We start from the raw sequence: 20989 nt of genomic DNA on the forward strand, positions 1-20989 counted from the left end.
ATGAGTTCTTAGTGTAAATTTGCGAGATGATGCGGATTGCTCTCATATTAATGATAATCTATACTGTGGTACTTGCTTGCGCGCCATGTACAGATAAAGTGTCAGGTCCTTCACAAGCATCATTTAATAAAAAAATAGAAACTGAAGGGAAATCGGATCATCATCTGCCCGATCTGTGTACACCATTCTGTAACTGTGTATGCTGTGCAAGCACTTTGTTACATCAGAGAGTTGAGCCAACGCAACAGAATCGAGCACTTACACTCGATCATGTTTCCGCCTTCTACTACCTGCGCTTTGAGGCTAGCTCCGAATTAGCCTCCATCTGGCAACCGCCAAGACTCTAAATCTTCCTTAACTGAGTTGCCCGATTGCTACTGGCACTGCTTACCGCTTTAAATACGTCAATCATAACATTAAGACCTTAGCTCGACTATGCGCCCACGGCCCGGAATGGCTGAAATGGCATAGTCCGCCCAGGTGTTGCTGCCCATTTACATATATGGCATATGGTAATAGATCAAAATTTGCATCAGTTCATTGTCACACCCAAACATCTGAACATCGGCTTTATCCCGACTTATTTAAGCAATTTTTATGTTTGGATTCCATTATATTGTTTCATCGTCCTGTTGATTATTAAATACAATCGGTTGGAACTAACCAGGATCTTCGCTTCCCTATTCATGGTAGAGACAATGTCTGGACTAGTCGTTGTAATCATTAACCAGATTTCACAACATTTCCTTTCTGGACATATTACGCTTGCCCTCAGTGGAGCCTTCTTTTGCAGTATCTATCTAGGAAAACGCCTGATATCATTAAAATTATGCCTATTTATATGGAGCGGCATGATAATTGACAACCATCTGAAAGGTGGATTCATATCGGCGCAAACGATGATTTCTAGCATTTTGCTAAGTGCCGTGCTCGCCTTGGTATGTAACAGGTACTTGAAATTTGAGCGGTAAGAAATGTCATACAAGGAGATCATTTTTATTTTCATTCCCGTACTATTGTGGTTTATCGGCGGAGTCATTGCCTTTCTTAAGCCACCGAGTACCGCCTTAAAAAGCGTTATCCTCCACTTCGCGGCCGGCGTAGTGTTTTCCGTCGTAGCCGTTGAGCTGCTGCCTGATATGATCAAGATACACGATGCGAAATCGATCATTATTGGGTTTTCGAGTGGCGTCGCTGCGATGCTAGTAATCAAAAATTTGACGGGAAAAATTGAGTCTGGAAAAAACAATGATAGCAGACGAGTATTCCCCATTGGTGTGATAATTGGGATCGGCATTGATTTGCTAATTGACGGAATGCTATTGGGTATCGGATTCGCAGCGGGACAAAAAGAAGGAGTACTGTTAGCGGTGGCATTGGCCCTGGAGTGTCTATCGCTCGGTATCGCTACGGTAACATCGATCCTTGAATCGACGTCTTCGAGAAAAGTAATCTATCTCACACTCTCTGGACTAGCGTCGATCTTTATTTTGGGCTCTATATCTGGACTACTAATACTTCACAATACATCAGAGAACGTACTTGAATTAATTCTTTCTTTTGGATCTGCGGCATTACTGTTCCTTGTTACCGAGGAACTGTTGGTTGAAGCACATCAGCAGAAGGAGACCGCGCTGTTTACTACATCCTTTTTTACCGGCTTTCTAATCTTCATGATCTTGGGAATGATGCTCTAATGTAGTTTTTTGATACTATTTTGGCCATTCGAAGAGTAGGAAGTGCAATATCAAGTGCCTAAATAGGATCAGTATTCCTCCGACTAGCACAATGGCTAAAATGAAATACATCAGCCGGGTCAAGAGTGACTCAGCTGGTCGCTTTGGCATCTTTGTAAATTCCCTATACGGTGATTTTCTTGGCTTGTGCCGATTATTTTCATTGGGAATAACCCTTCTGCTTTTTGAACTCATACCGATACGCCGATAGTAGAGATAATATGCAAACTAGTGCCCGGCAATGGCAAGAGAAAGCAAAGCCGATGCATCACTCTTATAGCTACAACCACGGATTGGCTCAAAGCAGGTAATAAGTCCCCGATTTACTATCCCTTTGCGGAACAGGCATCGATACCATCTCCAAAAGATTTCTTTCAATATTTATTGACAAAGTTGTCATAGGGGTATCTGTTGGTCTATTTTCGAACGGATCTTGCATGACAATTGCAGTTTTCTCAATCGCGATCAGTAGCACTGGAACCAGAATCACCATCAGAATTTCCAGGATAGCGTGATTGTCATCCAACCCGAAAGGAAGGATTGTCATCAGCACGTAAATCAAAAAATGAATTAATAGACTATAGGCGCGCGGGAACACCGTATTTTTGATACGCTCGCATTTTCCCATCGAGTCTGTTAATCGGGCCAGTGTGTTATCGATTTGAGCCTGCTTAATGGCATTCAAATTATACTTGTTTGCCAACACACCCAGCCTTTCGGCGTGTCGGGTCAGTAGCTGATTAGTGAGATGGTTGTCGTGTAGATTATTAGCATCCAGATATTCGGCCACAAACGGCGAAGGTGACACTTTTCTCAAATTATCCGCCAACGCAAAACACCAAATCGATTGTCTGACTGCGAATTCAGAAAGTATAGTTTGCTTTTTTTCGTCTGGCGGCAAGAACTGGATCAACTGCCTGATTAACGTACGACTGTCATTGACGATCGCCCCCCAGACTGTACGCGCTTCCCACCAACGCTCATAGGATTGGGCAGTCCTAAAGGCAAGCAACAACGAGACCAGTGTCCCAATTAATGCTGAAATATTCAATGGAATCGAAAACTCTTTAAATAGAGAAAAATGATCAAGTGTCCCAATCACACTTGCATAGAAGGTGATCGCCAGGACATCCCATTTGATCAGGTTCAGAAAGTAGCTGATAGATATTTTTTTGTTAATCAACATAGCATCAATTGTTTATTGTTTGAACGGGGAGCAATCTACACTTCAAATGTGTGGATAAGTTAAAATTGTTTTGAGAAGGTAAATCCAACAGTTTTTGAACCAATGCTGGGAGAGAAAAAAGCTCGATGCTTCTGTTTCTTTCCTATCAATTTGATAGCCTTGGGATAAAGCAAATAAGCAAGTTCGGTTGACAATATGCCTATACCGGCACCGGTCACAATATCACTCACCCAGTGTCTGCTTTCGACCACCCTGAAAACGCTCGTAAATATTGCAATGGGGTATCCGGACACACTTAGCCAAAAATTAGTATCGCGATACTCTTTGAACAGAAAATGCGCCGACGTAAATGCCACTGCGGCATGTCCCGACGGGAACGAATAATTATCCGAGTAATCTGGTCTGGTGCGCCCAATTATTCGCTTGGAAGGTAAAACAAAGGCTGCGGTTATCATTTGTGAAGAAGCCAACAGCCCTGTTCTGTCCCAGAAACCATGCTTACCTTTCAATCCAACGAGATTAAGGCCGTACACCATCGCAGCCGGGACAAATTGGGTATAGTCATCAATTTCCAGCCTGGACTTGGGAAGATCATTAATTGTGTGCCGTATCCCATAATCTAATTCTCTGAACGGCTTAATCGCATACGTAATCGATCCCGCTGCAATGAGTGATCCAGAAAGAATGTATGGCTGCAAGCGCCTTTTATAGACTGACTTCAAAATCGTTGAGTCAATAGCGTACTGATTGTCGATTCGTGTCGAATCCTGGCAAAAGCCAACATAGCTGATGCTAAACACGATTAGTGTGGTCATTAAGAGCCTCAATATTACCTCTGTCTTTGTACGTTTCATTAAAGTCAAAAATGTTGTCATTTCAATTACTATTTCGAATGAGTAATGCCCAGACGGGGCCTTGGCAGGATAGCAAGCGTATTAGAAATACAGCGCACGTGCACCAAATGATTTTTTGCACAGAAATAGGGTAGGAGCTGGGATTTTTACTGAATTGGCAAGGAAAGATGCCACCCTGACCCACTTTTTTTTAGATTTGATTTTCCCGAAGTCGATATCGAGGGACAGATAATATTCTCTATGCGGAAGGTACCCCATCTGAGTACTTTGGATAATATTTGCAGATATGGTGTTTCCGATCCCGTACCCAAGCGAAACACACAGCCAAGCCGGCCACTTGCTACCGGCAAAAAAAGAGGCTGGACTTGCAGATAGCCAGTACGTCTGACCATTGTAATCTTTCAACCAACGATCCGATAAACTGCTTCCTAACAGCTCGGGCCTAAGCCCCGCGAGACTAGTGTAATGAAAGGAAAATTTAGGGTTTACGCGGAGCTCGTTCCAAAGGGACATCTGAATAGCATATATAGAAGAACCCAATACGTTAGCTATCATGTCGCCGGGCGAAAATCCATACTCAGGCGAGAATCCATCCAAAATCTCGATCGGAGTCAGAAACATGATTCCTGAGAGTGCCGAATACAAAATGGCTCTCTTTCTTGGAATTCCTGTCGAGATATAAATCGCCTCGCTGTGTCTTGCAATCTGATATGAGGAGTATAAATGGCCAACCTTATCAATTTGAAGCCACTCGCTTGTATCGTCCCGAAAACGAAAATTTGTTAGCGGGTTCTTGTACCAAGATTTACTGAGACCGTATGTGCTCGCACCGTAGACTAGCCCCTGACCTGCCAGAACCCAACGCAGTCTCTGAATGCTCGCTTTGTCAACAGTTATGCTGTCTTCTTGGCGTTTGTTGGGTTGAGCTTTTAATCGCTTTTGCCAACTGATCAGAAAGAAAATTGACATGAGCAATGGCAGTTTATGAATTTGAAAATGGGTGATAACCATCTTTTGGATTTTACGACCGCATGAATATAGCTTCCCTGTCAGCATGCGGTTGCCGTATTGATGTTTGAAAAAAATTGTGATTTCTTCCTGCCCTAACTGAGCTGGTCACACTGTATGCAAGCCTAATTCGTAAGCGCTATTTTTTTGGAGAATACCTCATGCTCGGTTTCCAAACTGACTACATACAAACCCGATGGCCAATTAGGCACATTGATATGGCGAAGTTCATTTTGTCTAACATCCTGCGTGGGTATGACTTGCTGTCCCTTAACATTATGGATTTTTAATTTACCACTCATGTTTACATTGACCCTGATATAGCCTCGGGCTGGATTGGGGTATACGACCAAAGCGTCCCGATCAGAAGTCCGTGGTTGAACTGCTAGGATGTTGGCAAAGAGCTGCAGGCCACCAGCACTACTTCCAACAGCAAGGTCAATCTTTCCATCACCATTGTAGTCAGCAGCTGCTGCTTGAAGCATACGCCCCAACACCGGAGCAACCGCGCCGCTACCCGTATCTAACACTAGCTCATCTATTCTTTTCCATTCTCCCCACGGGCCCTGGTGGTAGATTCTTACCTTTCCCGAATAATCAACGGTGATCAAGTCGAGCTCCCCATCCAAATCTACATCTGCCGCCAGGGCGTGTACATATCTTTTTTCGAAGCTCAGGGCAATTCCGGCCAAATTCTCAGTTTGCAGTCGAAATACTGGCTTTATTGGTGTACCGTCGTTCTTATAATAGCGAAGATTGCCCTGCACACTTCCCAACAAAAGGTCGAGATCCCCATCATGGTCAGCATCAACAAAAAAAGGAGAATCGCCGCTATTGGCATCAGCTGGTAGCGATAAGGTGACCATTCTGCTCATCTGCAAGTCCGCTGCTGCGCCAAGTGTGGAGCGGTTGGGAAAAAATACATAGCCCAAGCCTCGCGGAGTTGAAAAACCCAAACCGAGATCAACTGTTCCATCGCCATCAAAATCCGCCCATTGAGGCCTAATGTTGTATCCCTTAATCAGATTGTTGATTCCTAAATAGTTATCCAGGATGGCTCGATAAATTGGTGCTTTGGAGGTTCCAATATTTTCAAAAAGCCACAAACTTCCTTGCATTCCAATCGCACCCGCAATTGGCCCAGTGCCAATGATTAGGTCCAAATCGGAGTCGCCGTCAATATCAAAGAATGAGGGTGCCGCATTTTCTCCAATATCCAGCATTTGCTCTTGCAGGAATGCCTTGCTCACCAGCCTAAAATCTACACTATCGTTGCTTGCTGCGTTATGGTAAAACCAGTTCGAAATAGCAAAATCTGTCAGACCAGCATCACCAGACGGGAGATTGGGACTTACTACCAAGTCTTTGATGCCATCAAAATCCAAGTCTGCCACAAATGCAGCTGGAAAAATCTGCATCGATACCGGATTCTTATCGGGGAATGTCTTTTGATATGAAGTAAACCCAGCATTAATACCATGCCTTCCATTATAAAATATGCCCAATTCTGTGCTACTGATATGACCGACGATTAAGTCTTTTTTGCCGTCCCCATTCAGGTCGTCCACCAGGATACTGTTTCCAGAATGCATGACCCTGCCGCTGCTATCTGGGTTTTGAGAGACGCCGCAATCCATTCCCAACACATAATCCTGTGCGCTATTCTTGGCGAAGTCTCCCCAACAATCCCCATTCCGCACAAATACCGGGTTTGCCACCGAACCAAGCGAATCAGGCACTCCAAACCGCTCCATACTCATATTCTGATGCAACTCGATAAAAGTTCCTGAATAATCAAATCCAAGGATGTCCAGATCCCCGTCATTGTCCAGATCGACGATAGCAGGAATATCAGAGCCAGAAATCAATAGATTCAGGAAGCCAGAATAGCCCTTGGTATACAGAGCATCTCTAACTAGTTTCCAGTTCCATTTGCCTTGACTAAGATCATTACGGTAAAGCTGAACTCCTAACGAGGTGCTTGCAAACAGATCCTTTCTGCCATCTCCATCATAATCTGCTAGAAAAATCCAGTTATATAAGACCGGAAATCGACTCTCGAATTGCGGTGCATACTTCCAGAATTGTAAACCCTTGTTGTCAGTGGCCGCTACGAAAGTACTGATTTTGCCATTGGTGCGGTCAAAGACTACAAGATCCTCTGTTTGGTCGCCGTCAAGATCCATTTTGTGGTATTGAGCAGCATTCAGCCCACCTGTCCATGCTAGACTAGCCGATTTTGAGCCATTTAGTAATACCGTTGATGTATCTCGCACAAACCAAGAGATTTGACCAAAACCAGGAATATGGACCACTAATGATAGCACACATAGTAGGAGCCAGCAGTGACGTCCCATTTTCATGAGAACGGTTTCTTTTTATATGCCAACAGTCTCAACGCATTAAACACGACCAGGAGGGTAGAGCCTTCGTGTGCCATGACAGCTGGACCAATACTGGCAATACCGGAAATGGTCAACGGTATCAGGATCGCTACCACACCGAGACTAAACCAAAGATTTTGCTGGATGATCTTCCGTGATTTCCGGCTAAGTCCGATCGCAAAGGGCAAACTTTCCAGCTTATCACCCATTAGTGCAATGTCAGCGGTTTCCAAGGCAACGTCTGACCCTGCCGCACCCATAGCAATACCAACTGTGCTTTTCGCCATAGCTGGCGCATCGTTAACCCCGTCACCAACCATGGCGACCCTATTTTCCGACTTATCCAGTTCACTGACAGCTTTCACCTTATCTTCTGGCATCAAATTGCCCATAGCATCAGTAATCCCGATCTGTTTCGCTACTGCTTCCGCTACCTGCTGGTTATCGCCGGTGAGCATGATCATCTTTTTAACACCGATACTTGAAAGTGCATCAAGAACTGCCTTGGCTTCCTTTCTGGGTACATCCATCAGCGAGATGATTCCAATAAATTCATCGTCCCGTTTGACTAGCATTGACGTGTGCCCCTCTTTTTCCAGTCGTTTTACTATTTCTTGCGCTTGATCCGGGATGTTATGTCCATCCTGCTCAAAAAGAGCCTTATTGCCAATAGAGATTTTCCTACCATTTAGCTCAGCTGTTACACCCTTACCGGTAACCGCTTGCACTTTGTCAGCAGCATTTACGTCATTATTGCCGAGCTTCTTACTGGCACCTTTCACGATCGCCGCTGCCAATGGATGGTCACTTAGCTTTTCGACAGCAATAGCAGTAGTTAAAAGCTCTTCTTCGCTGACATCACCTAATGGCAAAGCATTAGTCAAGACAGGCTTTCCTTCGGTGAGTGTGCCTGTCTTGTCGAATGCAATTGAGCTAATCCTACCCAAATCTTCCAATGGCCTTCCTCCCTTGATAAGCACACCGCCCCGAGCTGCCCTGGCTACCCCGCTAAGTACTGCGCTGGGTGTGGAGATTGCCAGCGCGCAAGGGCTCGCTGCTACCAAAACTGACATTGCCCTGTAAAAGCTCTTGCTGAAAGGTTCGTCGATAACAACGTAAGCGAAGCACAATATTGCAACTAGAACGACCACCGATGGCACAAAATACTTCTCGAAGCGGTCTGTAAAAAGCTGGGTCGGGGACTTTTGTTGTTCTGCCTGATTGACCATTTCGATAAGTCGTGAAATCGTCGAATCACTGGATTTTTTGATTACCTTAATTTCCAGCGCCGCCGCTCCATTAATCGTTCCCGCGAAAACACGGTGCTCTGATTTAATAGACGCATCCTTAGAATAGTCTTTCTCAGGATCGTCGACCGGCGACTTATCAACCGGCACACTTTCTCCTGTGATAGGGGCTTGGTTCACACTAGCATGACCTTTAACAACCACACCATCGGCAGGTATCTTGCTGTTGGGTTTAACAATGATCAGATCGCCAATGACCAGTTGCTCAATTCCTATTTCGCTTTCTTTTCCATCCCTGATAACTGTTGCAACCGGAGGGGCTAGATTGGTCAAGTCCTCAATGGACTTTCGCGCTTTTGCCATTGCGAAATGCTCCAATGCATGGCCCATGCTGAACAAAAACAGAAGTAGAGCCCCTTCGGCCCACTCCCCCAAAATTGCCGCCCCAATGGCTGCAAGCAGCATCAGTGAGTCAATTTCAAATTTTCGTTCTCTAATGGCCTCAATGGCATCCTTCAAAGTATAAAAACCTCCAAAAACATATGCTGCGATGTAGAAGCCAAGGGAAACATTTTCTTGCATACCCGTATAGGAGAGCCCGTAACCAGTAGCGAGTAACACACCACAAATTATACTAAAAATTAGCTCTGTATTTTTTCCGAATATTCCTCCATGCTCAGATTCGTCATGCTGGTCCTTTTTCGAATGCTGATTTCTTGCCTCGGAAGTTTCTTTTGAAGTTGCCATATGAAACCGCTTTTTAAATTAAGAATGTGATAGTGATATGCTGAAAGCTGGCGACACAGGGCCGCCAGCCCAATTACAACTAATGCTCGTGCTCGCCGCCAGCATTGGTCATTTTAGCGAGAACAAAAAACGCTCCTTTGACGACTATTTTGGCATTTTGGGGTATTGGCTTCAACAAAGTAATCTCTGTATAGCCCACATCGGAAGTACCTTTTGCAACCGGTACCTTCTCAAAGGTAACTCCGGGCTCTTTCTCGCCCGACTCACCAGCCTTATGATCATGTGGCTCTGCCTCTTGGTGACTTGATGCTGCATCCTTGCTAGATTCCTTGTGATGCTCGTCCTCTGTGTGCGGATCTGTGACGATAAAAATGTAGTCCTGACCTTGATAGTTAACTACTGCGTCAGTAGGAACTGCAGGAACTTTTGCTTTCTCAAGACTAATTGCCGCCGTAATGTTCATGCCGTCAATTAATCCAGATTTATTACCCATGACTTTCGCATGAACCGAGACAGCCTTACTTTCTCCTTCAAAGGAGGAACCCAATGAAAATATCTGGGCATCGTACTCCTGGCCTGGGGCATTAGTAAGCGTAAAGTGGATGGTTTGATTTTCACGCAGCTTAGAGAGATCTTTTTCATATACGAACAGATCCAGATGAAGCTGACTATTATCGACGATTTCGGCGATGGGCGAAGTCAAATCTACATAACTGCCAATTTGGGCACTGACGCTGCTCACCACGCCGGAAATGGGGCTTTTCACTGAAAGAACAGAAACCAGTTTTCCACTGCTAAGCTGTGAAGGCTCAATTCCCATTAGACGGATTTGCTGAGCTAACGTATTTCGGCGGGTTTGAAGCGTTTTCAGATCCGTATTAGCGGTTTGAAAGTTTTTCAAAGCGCCTGCATTCCCCGCCGAGAGCTCCTTCTGCCGGTTAAATTCCAGCTCCGCCAGCGCAATGCGGTCGCTTACTGCCACATATTCCTCCTGGAAACGCATGAAATCTGGATTAGCAAGGGTGGCAATAACCTGGCCCTTTCTAACCTTATCGCCTGGCTGAATTTTCAAAGTTTGAATGACCCCGCTGTACAAAGTATTCACGGTAGCTCGGTTTTGATTAGGGACCTTCAGGGTACCGTTTGCTTTGAGTGCAGCAGTTAGCTCCTTTTCTTCGATCGAGCCCATTTCCACGCCAATGCTTTTAATTTGTTCAGCAGTCAAATTCGCTGTACTCGGGTTCTCGTGCTCTTCATGCTCACCTTCTTCCGCAGCCTGCTCGGTTTGTCCCTCCTGCTTCTGTTCCCCGGTTTTTTCATTTTTACAGGACGCCAGAAAGTACAGGGAAATAAGCAGACTGGTTATAATTAATATCTTTTTCATTGTTTATCGATTCAGAAAATAGTTGAATTGAATAACCGACTGGTTGTAAGCGTTCAGACTATCCAGGTAGTTACGACGAATGTCAATCGCCTGGGTCAGAAACTGTGACAACTCGGCGAAACTAATCTCCCCTTGCCGGTAGGCAAGGGTAGACGATTTAATAATTTCAGCTGCTTGAGCAAGCCCAGTAGTTTCGTAATAGGCCAACAGAGAAAGGTTTTTTTCGACCTCTTGTTGGGTCTGGGCCAGTTGCGTCTGCAAAACCTGCTGCGTATATGTAAGCTGGCTTTGCTGCACGTCAACTTGGGCCGATGCCGCTTTCACACGGCTACGGTACGCACCCGCTCCCAGGATAGGGAAAGCTGCGCTCACAGAAAATCCGTTGAACGGGTTATTCAGACCATATAAACGCTGCGAAAAGAATCTGCCGGAAAAGTCGGGCTTATTTTCACTTCTGGCAACAGAAACGCTGGCATCAGCTATGGCGACGTTTTGTTTTTGCAACTCGATCAGCGGGTGGGAGGATTGCTGTATCGGTTCAGGCAGCGGCAATTTCTGCAGCGCACTGTCAGCAGGTAGATACTGCTGCTGCACATTTAATAACTGCATCAACAGCTTCTGTTGAATTAGAACATCTTTCGTTGTCTGGGCAATAAAGGCCTTCAACTCACGGGAACGCGCACTTGAGGCAACGCTATCCAGCCCGGGCGTATCGCCTGTGCGTACCCTGAGCGTAGTTGTCTGGTTCAACGCGGTATAAATGCTATCTAAGCTTTGAAAGAGCTTACCCCTGTCTTGCAGATACCATAGCTGGTAATAAACGGAGCGAATATCCCTTTTAAGGTTAGTCCCGATTAGCGCGCCGTTAACCTTGGTGGCTTCAAGCTGTTGTTGGTAAAGGTTTCGCTGGGCTTTATAAAGCCCTGGCCACGGAAGCGTCTGAGAAAGGCCAATTTTTAAGATGCCACGGCTATCTGAGGGTCGGAGATCCTCGTTTTCTGCAAACATCCCAGTTTTAGGAATTAGCCTGGCAGATTTGACCTGAAATTCGCCTTGCCGAACCGCCTTCCTGTTCACCTCCAGCTCGAGGTTGGATTTACTGGCATCCAAAAGTTGTTCGATCCGAACGCGTTGATCAGGTGATCTACTATCCTGTGCACTGGCGTTTCCAGATGTTATTAAGAACAGTGCAAGCATGGCTGCGGCCGCCCCCGATATCTTTCCCTTCGGCTTTTCAAATAGGATATAAAGCAAAGGCAGCACAACTAGCGTCAGAAACGTAGCCGTAACTAGCCCACCGATTACCACGGTTGCCAGCGGCTTTTGAACTTCACCACCGGCACCTGTCGAAAATGCCATCGGAAGAAAACCAAGTGAGGCCACTGTCGCAGTCATAAGCACAGGCCTGAGCCGCATTTTTGTCCCCTCTACAACGCGAGGTATGAGCTTATCAAAACCACTTTTTTCGAGCTGGTTGAAAGTACTGATCAATACTATTCCGTTTAATACAGCAACTCCAAAGAGTGCAATAAAACCTACACCTGCCGAAATACTAAATGGCATACCTCTAAGCATCAGCGCAAACACCCCGCCGATCGCGCTCATCGGGATCGCCGTATAGATCAATAGCGATTCTTTGAAAGAGCCAAAGGTGAAGTAGAGCAGTAGGAAGATCAAAGCCAAAGCAATTGGAACTGCAATTTGTAATCTAGCACTGGCTTTTTGCAAGTTCTCAAATGTACCGCCATAAGTATAATAGTACCCTGTGGGCAGCAAATTAGCGGCTGAAAGCTTTCCTTGAATGTCTTGCACTACGCTTTGTACATCACGACCACGCACATTGAAACCGACAACTATTCGCCGCTTGCCGTCTTCGCGGCTGATTTGAGCAGGACCCTCCTTAAAGGATATTGAAGCTACCTGGGAAAGCGGAATCTGTGTCCCATTGTCCATCGCCACGAAAAGATCACTCACATCCTCTATGGAAGCCCGGTTAGCACTATCGAGGCGTACCACTAGATCAAACTTACGTTCATTTTCAAAAACTACACCCGCAGCCTCCCCGGCAAATGCAGTTCTAACCGTCCGATTGATATCTTCAATATTCATACCATATGCCGCGATTTTGGCTCGATCGTATTGAATGGTAATCTGGGGGAGCCCAGTTGTCCGCTCAATCTGGGGATTGGTCGATCCTTGGACAGATTGCACTACTTGGGCAACTTTTGGAGCAAGTGAAGCCAGTGTATCGATATTTTCACCAAATATTTTGATGGCGACATCTTGTCTGACACCTGTCATTAACTCATTAAAACGCATCTGGATAGGCTGGTTGGATTCAAAGAATACCCCTGGGATTGCTTCCAGCTTTTCTTGCATCATCCTTGCCAGCTCAGTATAGCTTTCCGTAGTTGTCCATTGATCCTTCGGTTTAAGCACAACCATAATGTCGGTCGCTTCAGGAGGCATGGGGTCGGTCGGAACTTCTGCGCTACCAGTTTTTCCTACAACCATTTTTACCTCAGGAAAGGATTTAATGATCCTGCTGGCTTGCATCGATGTCTCAACGCTTTGAGAAAGCGACGTGCCCTGGGGTAGTATACAGTGGAATGCGTAATCCCCTTCCTCGAGTTGGGGGATGAATTCACCGCCCATTCTTGAAAAAAAGAAAATAGCAATGGCGAAGACGCTTACAGTTGCTGCTACAATTGCAATGCGGAAGCGGATCGCCCAGGCAAGTATAGGCAAATAAGCTGCCTGAATGCGGTCCATCATTTTATCGGAAAGCGTCTTTTTGTGCGAAATAGATTTCGGCAATACCAACGCCGCCATCATTGGAATATAGGTCAGTGACAGAATTAATGCACCAAGGATGGCAAATGATACTGTCTCTGCCATGGGCCTGAACATTTTGCCCTCAATACCAACAAGGGATAGAATTGGGATGTATACGATCATGATGATGATCTCGCCAAAGGCCGCACTACTACGGATCTTTGAAGCAGATTCGAATACTTCCTGGTCCATTTCGTCCTGGGTAAGCTTTTCGGTTGTCTTTCGGAGCGCCAAATGATGTAGCACGGCCTCTACGATAATTACCGCCCCATCTACAATTAACCCGAAATCAATCGCTCCCAAACTCATTAGATTAGCCGATACACCAAATGTGTTCATCATACCCAAGGCAAAAAGCATGGCTAGCGGTATGGCCGAAGCAACGATTAATCCCGCGCGCAGGTTGCCCAGGAAAAGCACCAGAACAAACACAACGATCAGTGCGCCTTCTATCAAGTTCGTTTTAACAGTGTTGATCGCGCGGTCAACAAGATTCGTCCTATCCAAATATGCCTCTACCTCTACATCTGCGGGCAATGACTTTTTAATGGTCTGCATTTTAGCTTTTACCCGCTCGACGACCGCGGCGCTATTGGAGCCCTTGAGCATCATAACAATGCCACCTACCACCTCTTTCTCTCCATTAAAAGTCACTGATCCGTAGCGAACGGCATTGCCTAAACGTACTAAGGCAACGTCGCGCACTAGTACAGGAACACCGTTAACGTTTTTGATGACTATTTTGCTTATATCATCCAGTGATGAAACAAGTCCAATACCTCTGATAAAGTAAGCATTTGGCTTCTTGTCAATATACGCTCCTCCTGTATTTTCATTATTTTTAGCGAGCGCATTAAAGATATCCGCAATCGTTACGTTCATCCCTTTTAGCTTCTGGGGGTTGACCGCGACCTCATATTGTTTAAGCAAACCACCGAAACTGTTTACTTCTGCCACCCCTTTGGTTCCATAAAGTTGACGTGCAACGATCCAATCTTGCATCGTTCGCAAGTCCATGGCCGTGTATTTATTTTCGGAACCTTTCTTGGGGTGGATAACATATTGATAAATCTCCCCAAGGCCTGTACTAACCGGGGCAAGTTCCGGTGTTCCGAGGCCTTTAGGGATTTTCTGCTCTGCCTCTTTCAGCTTTTCGGTGATAAGCTGACGGGCAAAATATATATCGATGTCGTCTTCAAAAACGACTGTAATTACCGATAACCCAAACCTAGATATTGACCGCATTTCTACAAGATCAGGCAGATTTGCCAGGCTTTGCTCAATGGGGTAAGTAACCAACTGCTCAGTTTCCTGTGCAGCTAGGGTAGGGGTGAGGGTAATAACTTGAACTTGATTATTGGTAATGTCGGGCACCGCGTCCACAGGGATCTGTGACGCGCTCCATAGGCCCCACGCAATAAGTCCGAGGGTAAAAATACCTACGATAAGCTTATTGCGGATCGAAAAATGAATGATTCTATCCAGCATTTGAAAATAACATGAAAAGTGTGCAGAAATAGTCTACACTCCCCGTTTAGGGACGAGTCAAGACCAAACTGAAAACGTGACAGGTTATACCAAACGTGGCGGCTGCCAAATAAGATTTGCGTTGATTTGGCTAAATGAAAATTTGTATTCAAAGGTTTTCTCCGCAGATACTGGTAGCGGTGTCGATAGAGCAAACCCCAATACGATCGGAGGCATATTTACCGTTGCACAACAAGTACAGATGCAAAAAGGCGAGCAAAAATCACCAGGAACGTCCTTATGATTTGACTCTTCGTGCGAAACAGCGGCCAAAGAACTGATCTCAGATGCCAAACGAACCGGAACGTCCTGGCAGGGAAAGCAGGACAGTGCGGTAACATATAATGCAAATATGATCAGCGATAACTTCATACTGCAAATTTACAACATAGGAAGATGCAACAGGTAGGCAAAAGCAAAATACCTTCGTAAAACGGCTGGACGTGATCCGCTTCAAGTATGATAGTTAATATTATCGACCTCAGAATGAGTTACCTTTTAAAAGTATTTCGACTTGCGAAAGAGAATCAGATCATTCATTCTTGTGCTATGGGCTGCACGGGCAACAAACTCCATCTCAAACCGGATTTAGCTTTATTGAGCAATCATTCCAGCCCCTAAATGTCATTCTACACTACTCGACCCTTCAACTCAGAAATGTTATCAATTATTTTTACGAACCCACCCCACCCAAAACGGACTTTGTTCGTAGCTGGTTTGGGAAGTGGAACGTCATCGCCATAATTTGCTTATAACCGGTGATTGAAACCTGTAAATAAGATGGCATTCTTACTTTAACAATATCGCAGGGGACAAACGAATCATCACATACTCAAAGTATCGTTTCGCTACGTCGAGCAGCAACTTTCGAGGTAAGTACTTAACTTCCGTACGTTAATCCAATGCTATTCAATTTAATCGAACCAATGCAAACCACAGCATTTAAATCCATGCATAATTGCGCAGTCGCTTTTTGTGTAGTTTTCTTAGCACTGTTAACATCCTGTTCGAATAGCTCAACCACCGCACCTGAACCTGAAAGTCCAGTTCAGTATCGAGTGAACGATATATCGTACTTTTTAGGGCCAAATGATAGAGTAGACACCGCTGTTCTGCAACTAACCGGCGCTAGTCTGCAAAATTCAACTAGTATGCTCAAAACTCAACAGGTTGATATCGTCTTGGATCAGTTAACAAAAACCTCGCAATTTACTTTCGATTCAACCCCATTTTTACCCGGCAAACCAGATCTTGCTAAGCTCGAGGTTCGGGTACCTCAGGGATTCATCAAAGGGAAGTTATTTGACTACTTTCCTCAAACATTTCCACTTACTCCCTCTCTCCAAGTAAAACCTTACGGTTCTTACGAAAACCAATCAATTTCGGTAAAAATCCCTCCAAAATCCCTCATCTTGATTAGCCATCAGATTGAAGGCTATGAGGTGATCTGTTCATTCAAGGCCATCATAGAAAATTTAGATACTCGGCAGCAGTACACGCTGGCTGGGAAGTGGAAAGGCCTTTTGAGGTATAACAATTTGTCGACTTCGCTCCGAGAATCAACAATGTGATTCTGACATCAATTTAACCCATAAAAAGAATAGTGGAGATATCTGAAAAAACCAATGCCGACCAAGTATTCAAGGGACAGCTTACCAAAGCCTCGGACTTTAAATTTGGCCCCACCGTAGTCAATGTCTTCGATGACATGGTAGAAAGATCAGTACCATATTATTTGGAAATGCAACGCATGCTGGCCGAAATTACGGCCGATCATGCTACAAAAGATCAGCTGATATACGATCTGGGGTGTTCTACGGGAACGACCCTGATTGAAGTGGATAAACTTCTCGATTCCGATGTTCGATTCATTGGTATCGATGAATCGAACGAAATGCTAGAAAAATGTGATAAAAAGTTAAAAGAAGTTGGTTTTAAAAGACCATATGAGCTCATCTCGTGCGATTTGCATCAGCAAGTTCCAATCTCTAACGGTTCTGTTGTAATTCTTTGCCTCACTCTACAGTTCGTGCGACCACTATATCGCGAGCGACTACTTCGGAATATTTATCAGGGACTTAACCCTGGTGGAGTGCTGCTGTTGGTAGAAAAGGTGTTGGCCGAAAGCAGCATTTTCAACCGTGACTTCATAAAATACTATTACAATTACAAACGTCGCAACCAGTACAGTGAACTTGAAATTTCTCAAAAACGGGAAGCGCTCGAAAATGTCTTGATTCCGTATAAACTGTCAGAAAACATACTCCTACTCAAAGAAGCTGGCTTTGCAGACTGTGAGGTCTTCTTCAAGTGGTACAATTTTGCAGGCTTGATCGCCTATAAAAGAGCATGATAGATTTCGGTAACTTCTTCTTCAAACACAGGAACACCCTCTTTATCGTGTTATACCTGTTGATACTGCTCCCTTCACCGCCGATATTTTCGCAAGGTCAATTTGGATCAAACTACTACTTGTATCCGATACTCACAGGCATGCTAGTGACGTTTTCTGGTGAAATTATACGCGGTATCACCATCGGGCTTGCCTACATTATCCGCGGTGGCAAGGACAAAAAAGTTTATGCGGAAAAGCTGGTAACCGAAGGGATTTTCCGGCATTGCCGAAACCCCCTTTACGTGGGCAACATTCTCATGCTGCTTGGAGTTGGCATATTGGCTAATTCGGCCATTTATGTTGGCATAGTAATCCCGTTCTTCTTATTTATTTATCAAGCAATCGTTCTGGCCGAAGAAAATTTTCTTCGGAACAAATTTGGGGCTGATTTTGATGAGTATTGCAGCCAGGTTAACCGCTGGATGATTGATTTCACGGGAATATCAGACACAATAAGGGGGATGCAATTCAACTACAAGCGATGGATTTTGAAGGAGTATAACACGCTGTTCATATGGCTGGTGGGCATTACTACCGTACTGCTGTTTAAATATCCTGTATTCGAGTCAAATCGCTACATTAAAATCTACATATTCGGGATCACAGTCATAGCGCTTGGGTGTGTCTACGGCTACGTCCGTTATCTGAAAAAATCTCGTAAAATGACCGATAGCATGCTATAATGTAACATCTAATCACTATACGATACACGATCGGAAGTAGGCTATCAGTTAAATCGCAGCATTCATTGGTATAAGCATTGCGTGTATTTTAGGTAAGAGTATGAATCTGCTGATGATTGCGTTTCATATTTGCAGCCGGTCTTATTCTCTATAAATGCTATGGAATATTCTGGCTGGCGTTGGTAGAAATATTGAATCAGAATCTGTACCAGGATTAGAATTTGAGATCCGCGCCGTGTCTTTGCAAGAGCCGGGGATTGTGGGCACAGAAAAATGCTCGATTCGAAGGATCGGTCTAACTTATCATGTTGACCTTCATGCTATCGTGAATGATATATTCCAGTACGTTATGGCCGCAATTTGGTGCACCGACTACAAGACCGACTACTCCGAAACTTGCCAAATCTGGGCAATACTCATATCCATATTGAACCCAATTTTTGAAACTACTCCGGCTACAAACACCCAATTCTTTCCGATCAACATGCTTTAAATCAACCACGGTATACCGAATTTGATGGAAGCGTGTTCAATAAAAATCCACCATGGATGCGTTGCTTTACGAAGTTGGCTGCACATGGTCTATCAAAATCCGTCATTTCTACATATCTATTAAAAGATAATATCTGTGCATCCAAAGTAAGAATTCCTTCATAAATACCTCATGGCATCTTATTCGACTTGTCTTAACCCATCATAGGCCTCACAGCGACCTTCATAGTCATTTTAATAGTAGATAAAACGGCGAGCCAAGCCGAATTACACCGTAAACTAAATTTATCAAGTGTGACATAAGGCATTACCATTCAATTGTTTACATTGATCACTTTGATTTGAACGATAATCTTGCAACAAGATGAAAAGGAAAAAAAACCTCTCTTTATCGCTAATTCTATTTGGGGCCTTGCTTTGCGGATGCTCAAAGAAACCAGCTGATCAACCGGACCAAGATAATGACGATGTAGTAACAAGCATTGATGGATCAGAAGAAGCGCCCGACTCTACCAATAATCTAACGAAGCTGGAAACATATTTGAAAGAAAACAATATTGATGTGGTAAATGCGTCAACATACCCGGACAGCTCTATAATTTATATTACCAGCAGATCTATTGGCTTCAATCATCTCGAAATTGGCAATTATTCTAAAATCATAATCGATAATGGGCAGGATTCGTGCACAGTGATTATTGATAATTTTAAATTCGGAAAAAATTGCGAAATAATTGCTGGGGGAAAAGATGGTGCTAATGGTGGTCAAAATATGGAGGATAATTGGATAAAAAGTGGTGGCTGGTGGCAGGCACCCTCACGAGTAACGGGAGCACAAGGAATAACGGGCCTGCCTGGACATAACGGTACTAACGGAACCAATGTTAAAATTCAACTAGGTATTCTCTCGTTTGGTACCTTATCTATAACTTCAAAAGGCGGAAACGGCGGAGATGGGGGCCGTGGCGGAAACGGCCAAATTGGCGGCCATCATGCTGGAGGTGGCAAAGGTGGCACTGGTGGCACTGGTGGTACTGGTGGTGCAGGCGGATATTTAGACATCAAATACTGGCCGGTAAACTCATCCGTCGACTTGAATAAAATGCAGGCCATCGCAGCCGACGCTAAGAGAGGCAAAAGTGGGAATGGTGGGGTTGGCGGTGATGGCGGTCATCGAGGCGATGATAGTAACCCACACGGATTTCCTGGCGACCCCGGCGCTGCCGGTGGACAACAAGCCGACGGAATTGTAAAACTCGTTAGAGTAACGAAACCTTTTTAAAAATAATGCGAAGTTATGAACATTGTAGCCGGCCAGAAGAAAGGCTGTCCGTAATAAATCAATCAGGCAAGGTTTTCCAGTAGATAGGGGGCATGGCACTTCATAAGCAAAAAAGCGACAGTTGCCACAGCAACGAGCTGTTCACCGACCAGCGATTCGCAACAAAGGCTTAGCATCCAACCGAATTAATCATCCAGGATGATATGACATTATATTAAATAAAAACCATCGGCTAAAATTTAAAGTACCTAGCCTTAGCAATGTGGGCCTGACCGAACCTTACAAGCATGACGGTCGGTTCATCACGTTGCAATACGCTAATTAATTATGCTTAAACTGAACTGGATGCAACCTGACTTCAACATTTGACATCTTATCTGAAACTTAGTTAATCGAATCTTATGAGGCCAATTACGCTTGCCATCTTCATTTTCACCTTATTATGCAAAACCGTATGCGCCCAGCAACATACGAATTCTGATGAAATCAAAGATCTTAAAACCATTTTAGAGTATGCCGGCACCAATAAGCAGGTATCTGTTCGGCTGACAGCGGAAAACCAAGCGATCGAAATCAATGGTTATCAAATCCCGTTGGCGAAGACCACACTTGTAAGGTGTGAGAAAGAACAGGGAAAATATCAGGTGAAATTTTTCCTCCAAAACGGAACTGCCGTAACCAAGACAGGTGATTCGACTTTTCGAAGGGCTTATTGGGCAATCGACTTGGATGATAAAAAGGTGTGCGAACAGTTCATTTCGATCCTTAAAAAGCTTATGGCTGCTCCGAAGAGCTAAATTCGATTTGCACAAGTTAAGATTTCTGAGGTGAAGAGTGTGAGATGAGCAACGTTTATTCTGCCGTTGCTAGACCGAACACTACATTCAATAAGATTATCTCGGTAAGTGGTATAAATTGAATCGAGCCACTAGGTGCCGAAATCATCGAGCTACTCTTAAATCCTTTTCGTTGGCAACCAAATCTGCCGCATACTGTAAGACGGCAAGTATGGCCTCAGTGCTCAGACCAGGATACATGTCAGCCAGATCAGAATACGTCGCACCTTCTCCAAGTTTCCTGAGTATTAGCTCAACCGTCAACCTGGTGCCTTTGATGATCGGCTTACCCAGCAATACGTTGTGATCGGACGTTATAAAATCCTGATATCGCATACTTTATATCTACTTTGGTCTAAAGATACTAAATTCTAAATCGCAACTTCGTTACTC

Annotated in this window: 16 protein-coding genes; 7 read left to right on the forward strand and 9 right to left on the reverse strand. The window is 44.6% G+C overall.

The genetic code is table 11. From position 1 onward, the window contains the following. Positions 1 to 29 precede the first annotated feature (29 nt). Together J2Y43_RS33710 and J2Y43_RS33220 are read left to right on the forward strand one after the other, a co-directional pair. On the forward strand, positions 30 to 347 hold the full coding sequence (locus J2Y43_RS33710; protein WP_409021155.1) for a DUF6660 family protein: 318 nt from the start codon (positions 30 to 32) through the stop codon (positions 345 to 347). A 627-nt stretch (positions 348 to 974) separates the two neighbouring features. Next, positions 975 to 1697 carry a ZIP family metal transporter gene (locus J2Y43_RS33220; protein ID WP_291036832.1) on the forward strand — a complete coding sequence of 241 codons (723 nt, stop codon included), beginning with the start codon at positions 975 to 977 and terminating at the stop codon, positions 1695 to 1697. 337 nt (positions 1698 to 2034) lie between these two features. Here J2Y43_RS33220 and J2Y43_RS33225 read toward each other — a convergent pair whose 3' ends face one another. The 8 genes from J2Y43_RS33225 to J2Y43_RS33715 form a co-directional block, all read right to left on the reverse strand. Then, positions 2035 to 2922, reverse strand: a complete 888-nt coding sequence (locus J2Y43_RS33225; protein ID WP_291036830.1) for a bestrophin family protein — start codon at positions 2920 to 2922, stop codon at positions 2035 to 2037. Between the two features lie 59 nt (positions 2923 to 2981). Then, positions 2982 to 3737 (reverse strand): phosphatase PAP2 family protein, encoded by a 756-nt coding sequence (locus J2Y43_RS33230; RefSeq protein ID WP_291036828.1) that lies wholly within the window; start codon positions 3735 to 3737, stop codon positions 2982 to 2984. A 120-nt stretch (positions 3738 to 3857) separates the two neighbouring features. Next, complete coding sequence (locus tag J2Y43_RS33235) at positions 3858 to 4745, reverse strand: DUF2279 domain-containing protein (RefSeq protein WP_291036826.1); 888 nt, start codon at positions 4743 to 4745, stop codon at positions 3858 to 3860. Positions 4746 to 4909: 164 nt separating this feature from the next. Then, the gene (locus tag J2Y43_RS33240; RefSeq protein ID WP_298936343.1) at positions 4910 to 7147 is read right to left on the reverse strand and encodes a T9SS type A sorting domain-containing protein; all 2238 of its coding nucleotides are present in this window, start codon (positions 7145 to 7147) and stop codon (positions 4910 to 4912) included. Then, on the reverse strand, positions 7144 to 9162 hold the full coding sequence (locus J2Y43_RS33245) for a heavy metal translocating P-type ATPase (protein WP_291036822.1): 2019 nt from the start codon (positions 9160 to 9162) through the stop codon (positions 7144 to 7146). The genes J2Y43_RS33240 and J2Y43_RS33245 overlap by 4 nt, the downstream gene beginning before the upstream one ends. A 79-nt stretch (positions 9163 to 9241) precedes the next feature. After that, the gene (locus J2Y43_RS33250) at positions 9242 to 10546 is read right to left on the reverse strand and encodes an efflux RND transporter periplasmic adaptor subunit (RefSeq protein ID WP_291036820.1); all 1305 of its coding nucleotides are present in this window, start codon (positions 10544 to 10546) and stop codon (positions 9242 to 9244) included. 3 nt (positions 10547 to 10549) lie between these two features. Then, positions 10550 to 14869, reverse strand: a complete 4320-nt coding sequence (locus tag J2Y43_RS33255) for a CusA/CzcA family heavy metal efflux RND transporter (RefSeq protein ID WP_291036818.1) — start codon at positions 14867 to 14869, stop codon at positions 10550 to 10552. An 84-nt stretch (positions 14870 to 14953) separates the two neighbouring features. Next, positions 14954 to 15280: a DUF6660 family protein gene (locus J2Y43_RS33715; RefSeq protein WP_409012433.1), complete on the reverse strand. Its 327-nt coding sequence runs from the start codon at positions 15278 to 15280 to the stop codon at positions 14954 to 14956. Between the two features lie 554 nt (positions 15281 to 15834). Between J2Y43_RS33715 and J2Y43_RS33260 the strand changes: the two genes are divergently transcribed. The 5 genes from J2Y43_RS33260 to J2Y43_RS33280 all read left to right on the forward strand — a co-directional run bounded on the left by J2Y43_RS33260 (position 15835) and on the right by J2Y43_RS33280 (position 20557). Continuing rightward, positions 15835 to 16479, forward strand: coding sequence for a hypothetical protein (locus tag J2Y43_RS33260; protein ID WP_291036816.1), 645 nt, complete (start codon positions 15835 to 15837; stop codon positions 16477 to 16479). A gap of 32 nt (positions 16480 to 16511) precedes the next feature. Next, a complete protein-coding gene (gene cmoA, locus J2Y43_RS33265; RefSeq protein ID WP_291036814.1) occupies positions 16512 to 17261 on the forward strand; it encodes a carboxy-S-adenosyl-L-methionine synthase CmoA in 750 nt (249 codons plus the stop codon). Then, a complete protein-coding gene (locus J2Y43_RS33270; protein ID WP_291036812.1) occupies positions 17258 to 17986 on the forward strand; it encodes an isoprenylcysteine carboxylmethyltransferase family protein in 729 nt (242 codons plus the stop codon). Before cmoA ends, J2Y43_RS33270 begins: the two co-directional genes overlap by 4 nt. Before the next feature lie 856 nt (positions 17987 to 18842). Then, a complete protein-coding gene (locus J2Y43_RS33275) occupies positions 18843 to 19760 on the forward strand; it encodes a hypothetical protein (protein ID WP_291036810.1) in 918 nt (305 codons plus the stop codon). 401 nt (positions 19761 to 20161) lie between these two features. Continuing rightward, positions 20162 to 20557, forward strand: coding sequence for a hypothetical protein (locus tag J2Y43_RS33280; protein WP_291036808.1), 396 nt, complete (start codon positions 20162 to 20164; stop codon positions 20555 to 20557). Between the two features lie 144 nt (positions 20558 to 20701). Here J2Y43_RS33280 and J2Y43_RS33285 read toward each other — a convergent pair whose 3' ends face one another. Further along, a complete protein-coding gene (locus tag J2Y43_RS33285) occupies positions 20702 to 20932 on the reverse strand; it encodes a DUF433 domain-containing protein (protein ID WP_291036806.1) in 231 nt (76 codons plus the stop codon). Positions 20933 to 20989 lie beyond the last annotated feature (57 nt).

Origin of the sequence: Dyadobacter sp. BE31, from assembly GCF_031457695.1 — a bacterium.
Classification (GTDB): Bacteria; Bacteroidota; Bacteroidia; order Cytophagales; family Spirosomataceae; genus Dyadobacter.